Here is a 14,004-nt window from a genome sequence, read left to right on the forward strand (position 1 = left end):
CGACGCATGCCTGACCTTTCACGCAGAGACATCCTGCGGGCTGCCGCCATCGGATCGGCTTTCTCGCTGTTGCCCGCCTCGATTCGCAAAGCGCTGGCCATTCCCGCCAATAACCGCACCGGCACCCTGCGCGGCGTCGAACACGTGGTGATCCTGATGCAGGAGAACCGCTCTTTCGACCACTACTTCGGCACCCTGCCGGGCGTGCGCGGCTTCAGCGATCGCTTTACCATCCCATTGCCCGGCGGCCGCCACGTCTGGCAGCAGCAGGGGGCCGAGCGGCTGGTGTTGCCCTACCACCTTGACAGCAAACGCGGCAACGCCCAGCGCGTCACCGGCACGCCGCACTCGTGGGTAGATGAGCAAGCCGCCTGGGATCACGGCCGCATGAGCGCCTGGCCCACCTACAAAACGCCGGCCTCAATGGGCTACTACCGTCAGCAGGAGCTGCCGTTCCAGTTCGCGCTGGCCAACGCCTTTACCCTGTGCGACGCCTATCACTGCGCTATTCACGCCGGCACCAACACCAACCGACTGTTCCACTGGACCGGCACCAACGGCCCGTCCGCCGCCGACGTGGCGGTGGTGGTCAACGAATGGGACAGCCCCGGCCCGGCGGAGATCGGCTACCAGTGGACAACCTATCCGGAACGGCTGGAGGCGAGCGGCGTCAGTTGGAAGGTGTACCAATTCCTGCCGGACAACTTTACCGACAACCCGCTGGCGGGTTTTCGTCAATACCGCGCCGCCAGCATTCAGGTGGGCAACCCGGCGCGGCCGCCGAAAGACTTCAACGCTTTCGTGCCCTATCGCGAGGCGCTCAACGAGGCCGCGCCGCTGTACAAAGGCAACGGCAACACCCTGCCGGCCGCCGACGGCAACGATCTGGATGCCATGCTGGCCGGATTCCGCTCCGACGTACAGCAGGGCAAACTGCCGCAGGTCAGCTGGATCATCGCGCCGGCGGCCTATTCGGAACACCCCGATCCCTCCAGCCCGGTGCAGGGCGGCTGGTTCACCCAAGAGATCCTCAACGCGCTGACCGACAACCCGGAGGTGTGGAGTAAAACCGTCCTGCTGGTCAACTACGACGAAAACGACGGCTTTTTTGACCATATGCCTTCGCCTTCCGCACCCTCGCTTCGCGAAGACGGCAGCTTCGCCGGTAAATCGACGGTGCCGTTCGACACCGAGATCTTCCAGCACGTGGCGCCGCCCGGTTCGCAGGATCAGCCGCCGCCGGACGGCCGCATCTACGGCCCCGGCCCACGGGTGCCGATGCTGGTGCTGTCGCCCTGGAGCCGCGGCGGCTGGGTCAATTCGCAGGTTTTCGATCACACCTCGGTGCTGCAATTCCTGGAAAAGCGCTTTCAGGTGCATGAACCCAACATCAGCGCCTGGCGCCGCGCGGTATGTGGCGATCTCACCTCGGCGTTCAACTTTGTCGATCCTAACGGCGAAGCGCTGCCGAGCCTGCCCGCCACCAATCGCCACGCCGCCGATGGCCTGCGCCAGCGCCAGGAACAGCTGCCGCAAGTGCCCCTGCCGCCCCCTACCCACCAGCGTTTGCCGCACCAACGCCGCCTGGCGCGCCCTTCCCGCGCGTTGCCCTACCAGCTGCACGTCGAGGCCGCCGTCGCAGCCGAGCAGCGTCGCGTGACGCTCAACCTGTTCAATACCGGCGAGCAGGGAGCGGTGTTTCACGTCTACGATCGCCGGGACCTCACGCAGATCCCGCGCCGCTATACCGTCGAGGCCGGCAAGGCGGTCAGCGATGACTGGCAGATGGAGGATGAGTACCATCTGTGGTTGCTCGGCCCCAACGGCTTTCATCGCGAGCTGCGCGGCGTCCTGAGCCGGCCGCAGCCGGAGGTGCGTCTGCGCCCGACGGGCCGCAGCCTGCTGCTGCTGCTGAATAATCCGGGCACCGAAGCGATAGCGGTCACCCTCGAACGCTGCCCTTACACGCAGCAAGGCCCGTGGCCTATCACGCTGCCTGCGGGCGGCAGCCACCAGCAAGCGTTTGACGCTCGCGCCAGCGGCGGTTGGTACGATTTTACGCTGCAAAGCCCGGGAGGTTGGCTGCGCCGCCTGGCGGGGCGGCTGGAGGATGGCGAACACAGCGTCAGCGACCCGCTGATGGGCCAGGGGTAACCGATCGGCATCAAGGGAGTTCAAAAAGCGAAAGGATATCGCTTATCATTGCGCTCTCGTTCTTCGCCGATTACCCAAGGATCTTCATGCCCGCTGTTCTTATCGCCAAAGCCGGCCGCTGGTTGGCCACCTGTGTATTGCTGTTGGCCGGCGCCGCTCAAGCTGCACCGATCGTCGTCACCGATGTCGCCGGCCGCCAGGTCACCCTGCCGCAACCGGCCAAACGCGTTATTCTGGCCGACGCTCGCGCGCTGCTGGCGCTGAATATTCTGCACCCGCAGCAGCCGCTGAAAAACATCATCGCCTGGGACAACTCGCTGAAGGTCAAAGCGCCGGATCTGGTTGAAGCCTACGCGAAAAAATTTCCGCAGGTCATGCAAATCCCTACCTTCGACAATCCCTACACCAGTGATTTCAGCGTGGAAAGCGCGGTGGTGCGCCAACCGGATCTGATCATTTTCGACATCGGCCTGCTGAGCAAATTGAAAGACAGCGGCGTACTGACCCAGCTGGAAAAAGTCGGCATCCCGGTGCTGATCATCGATTTTCGCCAGCAGCCGCTGACCAATACCGTCGCCAGCATGACGCTATTGGGTAAAGTGTTTGACGAGCAGCCCAACGCCGACGCCTTTATCCGTCTCTATCAGCAGCGCCTCGAACTGGTGCGGCAGCGGGTCGCCACGCTGAAGCCGGAGCAACGCCCCAGCGTCTTTATCGAGCGCAGCGCCGGCATCAAAGGCGAACAGTGCTGCAACACCTTCGGCAAGGGCAGCTTCGGGCAGTTCATCGATACCGCCGGCGGCAACAATATCGGCAGTAAGCTGTTTTCAGATATGGGCGGTGAAGTGAATGTCGAGCAGGTGATTAGCAGCAACCCGGATTTCTATCTGCTGACCGGCGCCGACTGGAGTCGCGGGCATCGCGGCACGCTGGCGGTGCCGCTGGGTTACACCACCGATATGGCCACCAGCCAAAAGAAACTGGCGCATCTGCTGGATCGCACCGGCATTAACGTGCTGAAAGCGGTGAAAGAAAAACGCGTGATGGCGATTTACCATCAATTTTACGACACGCCGCTCAACTTTATCGCCGTTGAGGCGATCGCCAAATTCCTGCACCCGGCGCTGTTTAAAGATATTGATCCGCAAGCGGATATCGAAATGGTGCACCAGAAATTCACCGCGCTGGATTACAGCGGCGTCTTCTGGCTTACACCGCAATAACCCCCGCCAGGGCCCGCCAGCCGGGCCCTGTTTCCCGCATTCATTATTTAGTTACCCGCTTAACTATCCCGTAACAATTCTATTTACTTGCCAATAATTATCATTAAGATTGTCTTTTCTAAAAAAACACATCCGGGTCTGAAACTCTTAAGGCATTATTATGTCATCTCTTTTTCGGCTTTCCCTGCTGACGGCTTCCATCGCCGTCGCGTTCCCTGTCCTTGCTACTGATAACTCATCTCAAAACGATACCGACACCGTGACCGTCGTCGGCAACTGGCTGGACAACCCTGATACCAGTTCGGTGCTGCTCAACCATCCGGGCGCGCGTTCCATCGTCACCCAGCAGCAGATGCACGAGCAAGGCGACCAGACCATCGCCGATAGCCTGCGCGGCGTGCCCGGCGTGCAGGTGCGCGACAGCAACGGCACCGGCGGCAGCGACATCTCGCTCAACGTCGGCGTGCGCGGCCTGACTTCGCGTCTTTCTCCACGCTCCACCATTCTGATGGACGGCGTCCCGCTGGCGGTCGCGCCTTACGGCCAGCCGCAGCTGTCGATGGCTCCGCTGTCTATCGGTAATCTGCAATCGGTGGACGTGGTGCGCGGCGGCGGCGCGGTGCGCTACGGGCCGCAGAACGTCGGCGGCGTGATCAATTTCGTTACCCGAGACATTCCCAAAACGTTTGGCGGCACCGCCGGCGTACAAACCCAGGGCGCCAGCCACGGCGGCCTGAAGACCCTGACCAGCGCCTCCGTGGGTGGCACCGCAGACAACGGCTTCGGCGCCGAGCTGCTCTACTCCGGCCTGCACGGCCAGGGCTACCGCGACAACAACGACAACACCGACATCGACGATTTCATGCTGAAAACGCGTTATGCGTTTACCGATCGCGACGAACTGTTGGCCAATTTCCACTACTACGACGCCAAAGCCGGCATGCCGGGCGGGCTGAGCACCGCGCAGTACGCGCAGAACCCGTTCCAGTCCACGCGGCCGTGGGACCAGTTCGAAGGCCGCCGCAAGGATATGTCGTTCAAGTACAAACATCAGGAAGACGACAAGCAGTTCGAAGTGTTGACCTACTTCACCGACAGCTACCGCGGCAGCAACATCGAATCGGAAGGCACCGGCAAAAACACGGGCCAGCGGCGCATGGTCTCCTATCCGCGTCACTATTCAACCTGGGCTATCGAACCTAGCTATTCGCAGGTCTTCCGCTTCTGGGATATGGCGCACGAGATCACCCTCGGTTACCGTTACCTGAATGAAACCATGGACGAAAAGGCGTCGCGTTCGGCCTGGTATAACCCGGCGAATATCGGCTCGACGCCGGATACTCCGGACTATTACCAGCACACCTCCGGCGGCACCGCGGCCAACGCGTTCTATATCGACGACACCATCAACGTCGGCAACTGGACGATCACGCCGGGCTTGCGTTATGAAAGCATCCGCACCCACGTGGACGATTCGTTCAACAACATCAGCCGCGAGAAAAGCTACAGCGAACCGCTGCCGTCCTTGAACGTGATGTACCACCTGTCCGATGCCTGGAAGCTGTTCGCCAACGCCAACACGTCGTTCGGCAGCATGCAGTATTTCCAACTGACCAAAGGCGGCAACGGCAACCAACCTGCGCCGGGGCTGACGGCGGAAAAAGCGCACACCTATGAATTCGGCACCCGCTACGATGATACCGTGGTCAAAGCCGAAGCCACGCTGTTCTACATCGACTTCGATAACCAGCTGCAGTACATCAGCAACGACGTGGGCTGGACCAATATGGGCGCCACCAAGCATAAAGGCATCGAGCTGGCGCTCAGCTACGATCTCAGCGAGCTGAACCGGGCACTCGACGGTGCCAGCGTCTACACCAGCTATACCTACACCAAAGCCAGCACCGACAAGGGCGACTTCGCCGGTAAAGATCTGCCGTTCTACTCGCGCCAGGTGTATACCGTCGGCACTCGCTACGCCACCGGCAGCTGGGTATGGAATCTGGACGGTTACGCGCAGTCCAAACAGCATTCGCCAGGCACCGGGCCGGAGTACGTCACGCAGGAAAGCGCCGATGGTCAGTTCGGCGATATCGCCGGTTACATGGTGTGGAATATGCGCGGGGAATATAATTTCGGGCCGCAGCTATCGAACCTGACGCTGGGCGCCGGGGTGAAAAACCTGTTCGATCAGCGCTACTTCACCCGCTCCAACGACAATAACTTCGGCAAGTACGTCGGCGAACCGCGCACCTTCTTCGTGCAGGGGTCGATCGCTTTCTGATACCGAGGCCCCGCCGGGGCCTCGGTATCACCGACAGTAAAGGCGAAACAGGCGCGCCAGGTGCGCGCCCATCGGCGTCAGGGTGGTGTCCTTGCGTTGGATAAGATAAAACGTCGCTTTCGGCAGACTTTCTTCCAGCTCGAGCGGCACCAAATGCTTGCCCAGAATCGGATCCGAAATCACGTCCACCGACAGAATGCTAACAAAATCGCTCTGCGCCACCAGGCTGGTACAAGCCATAAAGGTCTCGCAGGTCACGCTGATAGACGGCGCCATGCCCAAGTCCCCGAACAGATCGTGCAATAGCCGGTAATAGCTGCCTTTCGGTGTCGGCATGGTCCAGTCGCAGTGCTGCAGCTGTTTCAGCGAGGTCGCCCGCTCCATCGGATGCCCTTTGCGTACCACCACCCGATACTCTTTTTCCATCAGCCGTTCGTACTGCAGCTCGTTGTCGAGGCTGCTGGGGTAGTAGGTATTGACGGTAAAGTCCAGCTCGCCCTGGCGCAGTTCAGGGATCATCGACACCAGCTGCCCCTCGACGATGCGTACCTTCACGTTGGGATACTCACGATGAAACTGCGTGACCACCTGCGGCATCACGGTACGCGCAATGCTGCCACCAACGCCGATATTCACCGTGCCGCCCGCCAACCCCAACCGCTGTTGGATATCTTCCTGCGCCACCCGCAGCTCTTCAAGGATCAGGCTGGCATGCTGGAAAAAGTTATCGCCGCAGTCAGTCAATACCACACCCTGGCTACGGCGAATAAACAGCTTGGCGCCAAGCACCTCTTCCAGCTCCTGAATGGCCTTGGTCAGTGCAGGCTGGGAAAGGCGTGAGGTGCGGCTAGCGGCGCGGATGCTGCCTTGGCGGCTAACGTCCACAAATGCACGTAATTGGTGCAATTTTATCGAGGCTGGCATAGGCGAAAGGCGATAACCGTTATTTATCAATAGCAAGATATTGGCATCTTATTTAGCCAGATTCCATTGTGTACATTCGGAAAAAACATAATAAATAACCAAATTCTTATTTCGCTTAATTAAGCGCATTTTCTGCGCCAATAAGCGCCATTCACGGCAGTTAGTAACCAAATATACCTTTTTCTTTGCAATAGCTTCACCGTCTGATTTCAGTTCAGAGCATAACTGCTGCCTGGAGCGATCCAGCGCGCGATAACTTATGAGATATCACTATGACTAATTCGCTTACGATGTTGGTGGCCGATTTGTACCCGCAATTGCAGGCCTGGCGCCGCGACTTCCATCGCTATGCCGAATCCGGCTGGTTTGAGTTCCGCACCGCCACCCTGGTGGCGGAAGAACTCGATCGGCTGGGTTATCGCCTGCAGCTGGGCCGCGAGGTAATCAAGGCCGAGGCGCGCATGGGACTCCCCTCGTCCGATGAGCTGGAAGCGCAGGAACAGCGCGCCCGCAATCAGGGGGCGTTGGAAAAATGGTTGCCGCACTTTTCCGGCGGCTTCGCCGGCATCGTCGCAACGCTCGATACCGGCCGCCCCGGCCCAACTATCGCCTACCGCGTGGATATGGACGCCCTCGATCTCAACGAATTGCTGGAACCCGAACACCTGCCGTTCCGTGAAGGCTTCGCCTCTTGCAACAGCGGCATGATGCATGCATGCGGTCATGACGGCCATACCACCATCGGCCTGGGGCTGGCGCACGTCTTCAAAAGCCTGGAGTCCCAGCTTCGCGGCACCGTCAAACTGATCTTCCAGCCGGCGGAAGAAGGCACACGCGGCGCAAAATCGATGGTGGAGGCCGGCGTGGTGGACGACGTCGATTTCTTCACCGCGGTGCATATCGGCACCGGCGTGCCGGCCGGTGAGCTGGTATGCGGCAGCGACAGCTTTATGGCCACCAGCAAGCTGGACGTCACCTTCCGCGGCGTCGCCTCCCACGCCGGCGCCAAGCCGGAAGACGGTCGCAACGCTCTGCTCGCAGCGGCGCAGGCTGCGCTGGGGCTTTACGCCATCCCGCGCCACAGCGAAGGCAGCTCGCGCATCAATGTCGGCGTGCTGCAGGCCGGCACCGGCCGAAACGTGATCGCCGATCGGGCGTTTATGAAGGTGGAGACGCGCGGCGCCACCAATGAGATCAACGCGTTCGTCTATCAACAGGCGCTGAACGCCATCGAAGGCGCAGCCAAGATGCACGGCGTCGCCTGCGACATCGCGCTGATGGGCGCTGCGCAGAGCAGCAAACCGACCCAACCGTGGGTGGATTACATCCGTCGCCAGGCACAGCAGATAACCGAGCTGACCTCGGTGGTCGATCGCCGCGAACAGGCTGCGGGTTCAGAGGACGCCACCTACATGATGGAACGGGTGAAATCCCGCGGCGGCCAGGCCTCATACGTCATTTTCGGCACCGAGCTGAGCGCCGGACACCATAACGAGAAATTTGACTTCAACGAGCAGGTGATGGCAGTGGCGGTGAAAACGCTGGCGTCGCTGGCGCTGAACCTGCCGACATTCGGGAGCGGATCATGAGCAACTCAGAACTACAGGCATTTATCGACGACTACATTGACCAACGTCAGCCTCGCTTCAGCGCGCTGAGCGACGCGATTTGGGACCACCCGGAAACGCGCTTCAACGAGACCTATTCCGCCACGTTGCTGGCCGATGCGCTGGAGCAGGAAGGCTTCTCGGTCGAGCGCGGCGTGGGCGACATCGAGACGGCGTTTATCGCCAGCTACGGCAGCGGCCACCCGGTCATCGCGTTGCTGGGCGAGTACGACGCGCTGGCCGGGCTGAGCCAGCAGGCGGGCCGCGCTACGCCGCAGCCGCTGGTGGAAAACGGCAACGGCCATGGCTGTGGCCACAACCTGCTGGGCACTGCGGCGCTGGCGGGCGCCTTCGCCGCCAAGGCGTGGATGCAGCAGAACCGGCTGACCGGTACCTTACGCTTCTACGGCTGCCCGGGCGAAGAAGGCGGCTCCGGCAAAACCTTTATGGTGCGCGAAGGCCTGTTCGACGACGTCGACGCCGCCCTCACCTGGCACCCGGAAGGCTTCAGCGGCATGTTCAATACCAGTACGCTGGCCAACATTCAGGCGGCGTTTCACTTCAAGGGCGTCGCCGCCCATGCCGCCAACTCGCCGCACCTGGGGCGCAGCGCGCTGGACGCGGTGACGCTGATGAATACCGGTGCCAACTTCCTGCGCGAACATATCGTACAAGAAGCGCGGCTGCACTACGCGGTCACCAACACCGGCGGCAGCTCCCCCAACGTGGTGCAGGCCGACGCCGAGGTGTTGTACCTGATCCGCGCGCCGCAGCTCGATCAGGCGCAGGACATTTACCAACGGGTGATTAACATCGCCAAGGGCGCAGCGCTGATGACTGACTCCCAGATGGAAGTGCGCTTCGACAAGGCCTGCTCCAACTATGTGCCGAACCGCAGCCTGGAACGCGCGATGTATCAAAACCTGTGTGATTTCGGTCTGCCCGAGTACAGCGACGCCGAACGCCGCTTCGCCGAGGAAATCCGTCAGACGCTGAGCCGCGACGATCTGCGCAACGCCAAACTCAACATTGCCCGCACCGGCGGCGCAGCCGGGCGCGAGTGGGTGCAGCGGCTGGGAGATAAGGTGCTGATGGATGAGGTCGCTCCTTATGTGGAGTCCGATGACCTGCTGTACGGTTCTACCGACGTTGGCGACGTGAGCTGGGTGGCGCCGACCGCCCAATGCTTTAGCCCCTGTTTCGCACTCGGCACGCCTCTGCACACCTGGCAACTGGTGGCGCAGGGCCGCACCGCTATCGCCCATAAGGGCATGTGCCTGGCCGGCAAAGTGATGGCGGCGACCGCCATCGATCTGCTGAGCGACAGTGCCCTGCTGGCGCGCTGCCGCAGCGAGTTTGATCGCCGGCGCGCCGAACAACCGTACCGCTGCCCAATCCCGCAGGGGGTGAAACCCTCCCCATTGAAATAGCATGAACAGACAGGGCCCGGCTCACCGGGTCACGAAGCATAATTATAAATAAATCAAATAATAACAATCACACAACAGAGCAAACACAGAGGGTAAAATCATGAGTGAGGCCACAACGCCAATCAATAAAAGCCCCGGACGCGTTTTTTACTGGGTGGAACGCATCGGCAATAAGATCCCCAATCCGTTTTTACTGTTCGTCTATTTGATCCTGGTGCTTATGCTGGCCACCGCGCTGTTTTCCTGGCTCGATGTAGCGGTAAAAAATCCGGCCACCGGCGAGCTTATCAAGGTGAATAACCTGATGAGCGTGGCGGGCATGCAGTGGATATTTCCCAACATCATCCATAACTTCAGCAGCTTTGCGCCGCTGGGGGCTATTTTGGCGCTGGTGATAGGCGCCGGCCTGGCGGAAAAGGTCGGCCTGCTGCAGGCGCTGATGTACAAAATGGCCTCGCGCGTCAGCGCCCGCTACGCCAGTTATATGGTGCTGTTTATCGCCTTCTTCAGCCATATATCGTCGGACGCCGCCCTGGTGGTGATGCCGCCTCTTGGCGCGCTGATGTTTGTGGCGGTGGGCCGCCACCCAATAGCCGGACTGCTGGCGGCGATCGCCGGCGTCGCCTCCGGCTTTACCGCCAACCTGTTGATCGTCACCACCGACGTATTGCTTTCCGGCATCAGCACCGAAGCCACCAAAGCAGTGGATGGCGCGATTCACGTTAGCGTGATCGACAACTGGTACTTTATGGCCACCTCCGTGATCGTGCTGACCATCGCCGGCGCACTGCTCACCGACAAGTTTATCGAGCCCCGGCTGCCGAAGTGGCAAGGCAGCGCCGAAGACAAAATCGCCGCGCTGACCCCGCTGCAGAACCGGGGACTGATGATGAGCGGCATCGCCGCGCTGGTGTTTATCGCCATCATCGCCGCTCTGGTGGTGCCGGAGGCCGCGCCGCTGCGTGACCCGAACACCGGTTCGGTGATCCCTTCCCCGTTCATCAAGGGTATAGTGCCGATCATCATCCTGTTCTTCTTCACCGTCGCCATTACCTATGGCGTAGTCACCAAACAGATCCGGCGGCCGGATGACATTCCCCACCACTTGCTCGATCCGATGAAAAGCATGGCGGGTTTTATCGTGATGGTATTTCCGCTGTCGCAGTTCGTGGCGTTCTTTAACTGGAGCAACATGGGCAAGTTTATGGCCGTCGGCCTCACCGATATGCTGGAAGCCGCCGGCATGAGTGGCGCACCGGCATTTCTCGGCCTGATGTTCCTCTCCGCCTTCCTGTGCATGTTCATCGCCAGCGGCTCGGCGATCTGGTCAATTTTGGCGCCGATCTTCGTACCGATGTTTATGCTGCTCGGTTTCCACCCGGCGTTCGCCCAGATGATCTTTCGCATCGCCGACTCCGCAGTGCTGCCGCTGGCACCGATGTCGCCGTTCCTGCCGCTGTTCCTCGGCTTCCTGCAGCGCTACCGCAAAGACGCGCAGCTCGGCACCTATTACGTGCTGATCCTGCCCTATCCTGTGGTGTTCTTCAGCGTGTGGATTTTGCTGCTGCTGGTCTGGTATGCGCTTGGGTTGCCAATCGGCCCAGGCGTGTATCCGAAACTGGGCTAAACCGCCCCGCTATCTCGCCCCGAGCCAGCTCGCGGGGCGGGTTCTCTTCCCCCCCGAGCCCAGAAGAAAAATTGATCTTCCTCACCCTCCAAACGCCCCAACGCATTATTTCATTGCCTTGCTAAACCGGTTCTTCTATTTTAGCACCCCATCTGACAAGGACAAAAACAGGGATTAAGCATGATGAATCGCGTATGGGTACTGGGCGACGCCGTGATCGACCTGGTGCCGGAAAATGCCAACGGTTATCTCAAATGCCCCGGCGGCGCGCCGGCTAACGTAGCGGTGGGCATCGCCCGGCTCGGTGGCGACAGCGCTTTTATCGGGCGAGTGGGGCAAGACGGCTTCGGCGCCTTTCTGCAGCAGGTGCTGAGCGATGAAGGGGTGGATATCGGCCATATGCGGCCAGACCCCGAACACCACACCTCCACGGTCGTGGTGGATCTCGATCTGCAGGGTGAGCGCTCATTCACGTTTATGGTGCAGCCCAGTGCCGATCTATTTTTGCAGCCCGACGATCTGCCGGCTTTCCAACGGGGTGAATGGCTGCACCTCTGCTCCATCGCGCTCTCGCAGGAGCCCAGCCGCAGTGCGGCCTTCACGGCGATGGAGCGCATTCGGGCGGCCGGTGGCCGGGTCAGTTTCGATCCCAACATCCGCGAAGAGGTCTGGCGCCAGCCGGAAGCACTGCGCCCCTGCCTACAAAAGGCGCTGCTGCTGGCGGACGTGGTGAAACTGTCGCGCGAAGAGCTGGCTTTCATCAGCCATCTTGACGATCTGGAGAACGCCATTCGCTGGATGATGCAAACCTATCCGCTGCGCCTGTTGCTGGTGACGCTGGGCGGCGACGGCGTCTATGTGCATGATGGCCAACGGCTGCGCCATTTCCGCGCGGCGCCTGTCGTGCCGGTCGATACCACCGGCGCCGGCGACGCCTTCGTCGCCGGGCTGTTAGCGGCACTGGCACGCCTTCACGAATTGCCGCAGGAAGCGCAATGGCCGGCGGTTATCGCCCAGGCGCAGGCCTGCGGCGCGCTGGCCACCACCGCCAAAGGCGCCATGACCGCCCTGCCCCACGCCGACGAGCTGGCAGCTTTCCTGCGTTGATCCTCTGCTTCCACGGCGAGCCTAAGGTTCGCCGTGGTCTTTTTGTCCACGATTTGCGCGCTCGATCACAATAGCTGAATCGGGTTAGCTAACTGAGTTGCCAGCGCGCTTCCCTCTCGTTATCTTTCGCCATGAAAAACCGGTTTAGCAATTTAGCAAACAATAATAACAACCCTTACCCGGATGATAGACGATGATGAAAAAACTCAGCTATTTAGCGATAACAACAGGGCTTTTCCTCTCTGCGTCCAGCGCAGCGGCCTCGGGCAGCGGCAGCATCGAGGCGCGTCTCAACGCGCTGGAACAACGTCTGGCGCAGGCGGAACGGCGCGCCGCACAGGCTGAAACCCGCGCGACGGCGGCGGAACGTCGGGCGCAACAGCTGGAACAACGCACCGCCAACACCGAACGGCAAACCGCGCAGATTGTGCAGCATGCCGCCACGCCGGAAACGCCGATTGCCAACGCCAGCGTGCTGCAACTGAGCGGATTCAATGACCTGAAGCTGTACGGCGACGTGGAGTTCAACCTGGACGGCGCCAGCCGCAGCGGCCAGCTGACGTCGCTGAAAGGCAGCGACCACAAAGACTGGAAGCCCGGCAACAAAGAACGTTGGGATATCAACGGCCGCATTCTGGTCGGGTTGGACGGCTACCGCCGCAATCAGGACGGCAACTTCTCCGGCTTCAGCGTGCAGCCGCTGGCGGACATGACCGGCAAAATGAACCTGGACGACGCCGCCTTCTTCTTCGGCAATGAAAAGAACTGGCAAACCAAAATCGGCCGCTTTGAAGCCTACGACATGTTCCCGCTGAATCAGGACACCTTCATTCAATACTCCGGCAATACCGCCAACGATCTGTACGCCGACGGCTTCGGCTATATCTACATGATGAAAGAAGGCCGCGGCCGCAGCAGCAGCGGCGGCAACCTGATGTTGAGCAAATACGCCGGTGATGTCTATTTCGAGCTGAACACGCTGGTGGAGGACGGCACTTCGCTGTTCCAGGACAACAGCTACCACGGCAACGCTCTGGACAATAAGAAAAACGTCGCCTATTTGCGCCCGGTGATCGCCTGGAAAAAAGACGCCTTCAGCATCGCGGCGGCAATGGAAAGCAACGTGGTGAATAACGCCTACGGCTATCAGGACGGCCAGGGCCGCTTCGTCGATCAGTCCAAACGCAACGGCTACGGCATGACGATGAGCTGGAACAACAGCGCCGCCGATCCGGATAACGGCGTGGTGGCCAACCTGAGCACCGCCTATCTGGATGCCTCAGGCGAGCAAGACTTCACCGCCGGCGTCAACGTGCTGTGGCGGCGCTTCGAACTGGGTTATATCTATGCCCATAACAATATCAAAGAGTTCAATACCGCCGGGATCGCCGCCGATATCCACAACCCGCTTAGCGAACCGGGCAACTACGACATCCACACCGTTCACGCGTCGTATCAGATACCTAACATTATGAATATGAAGAATTTCAATCTGTATTTAGGCGCCTATGTGTCGCTGCTGGAAGCCAACGCCGACAACAAGATAGCCAACGGCGACAACGATCAACGTTACGGCATGCGCGCCAGATTCAAGTATTTCTTCTGACATCGATTCACGGCGCTGCGCCGCAAACTGCGCGGCGGCATT

At 60.4% G+C, this 14,004-nt stretch carries 9 protein-coding genes; 8 read left to right on the forward strand and 1 reads right to left on the reverse strand.

Going from position 1 to position 14,004, the window contains the following annotated elements:
- The first annotated feature begins 6 nt into the window (after positions 1–6).
- The 3 genes from ACYF6X_RS20685 (at position 7) to ACYF6X_RS20695 (ending at position 5,661) form a co-directional block, all read left to right on the forward strand.
- Positions 7–2,154 carry a phosphocholine-specific phospholipase C gene (locus tag ACYF6X_RS20685; protein ID WP_460924535.1) on the forward strand — a complete coding sequence of 716 codons (2,148 nt, stop codon included), beginning with the start codon at positions 7–9 and terminating at the stop codon, positions 2,152–2,154.
- An 86-nt stretch (positions 2,155–2,240) separates the two neighbouring features.
- Complete coding sequence (locus ACYF6X_RS20690) at positions 2,241–3,377, forward strand: ABC transporter substrate-binding protein (protein ID WP_130017294.1); 1,137 nt, start codon at positions 2,241–2,243, stop codon at positions 3,375–3,377.
- A 160-nt stretch (positions 3,378–3,537) separates the two neighbouring features.
- Entirely contained in the window at positions 3,538–5,661 is a 2,124-nt protein-coding gene (locus tag ACYF6X_RS20695; protein WP_063988691.1) for a TonB-dependent receptor family protein, read from the forward strand.
- A gap of 27 nt (positions 5,662–5,688) precedes the next feature.
- On the opposite strand, the gene ACYF6X_RS20700 is transcribed toward ACYF6X_RS20695, so the two are convergent.
- Complete coding sequence (locus ACYF6X_RS20700) at positions 5,689–6,585, reverse strand: LysR family transcriptional regulator (protein WP_063988690.1); 897 nt, start codon at positions 6,583–6,585, stop codon at positions 5,689–5,691.
- 272 nt (positions 6,586–6,857) lie between these two features.
- Between ACYF6X_RS20700 and ACYF6X_RS20705 the strand changes: the two genes are divergently transcribed.
- From ACYF6X_RS20705 to ACYF6X_RS20725, 5 genes are all read left to right on the forward strand, one after another.
- Positions 6,858–8,174: a M20 family metallo-hydrolase gene (locus tag ACYF6X_RS20705; protein WP_063988689.1), complete on the forward strand. Its 1,317-nt coding sequence runs from the start codon at positions 6,858–6,860 to the stop codon at positions 8,172–8,174.
- Positions 8,171–9,622, forward strand: coding sequence for a M20 family metallopeptidase (locus ACYF6X_RS20710; protein ID WP_130017293.1), 1,452 nt, complete (start codon positions 8,171–8,173; stop codon positions 9,620–9,622). The genes ACYF6X_RS20705 and ACYF6X_RS20710 overlap by 4 nt, the downstream gene beginning before the upstream one ends.
- A gap of 100 nt (positions 9,623–9,722) precedes the next feature.
- Positions 9,723–11,249: a p-aminobenzoyl-glutamate transporter gene (gene abgT, locus ACYF6X_RS20715; protein ID WP_063988687.1), complete on the forward strand. Its 1,527-nt coding sequence runs from the start codon at positions 9,723–9,725 to the stop codon at positions 11,247–11,249.
- Positions 11,250–11,429: 180 nt separating this feature from the next.
- Positions 11,430–12,356, forward strand: coding sequence for an aminoimidazole riboside kinase (locus ACYF6X_RS20720; protein WP_063988686.1), 927 nt, complete (start codon positions 11,430–11,432; stop codon positions 12,354–12,356).
- Between the two features lie 196 nt (positions 12,357–12,552).
- The gene (locus ACYF6X_RS20725) at positions 12,553–13,962 is read left to right on the forward strand and encodes a carbohydrate porin (RefSeq protein WP_063988759.1); all 1,410 of its coding nucleotides are present in this window, start codon (positions 12,553–12,555) and stop codon (positions 13,960–13,962) included.
- Positions 13,963–14,004: the final 42 nt, after the last annotated feature.

It is taken from the genome of Serratia sp. ID 25-353, from assembly GCF_054792795.1.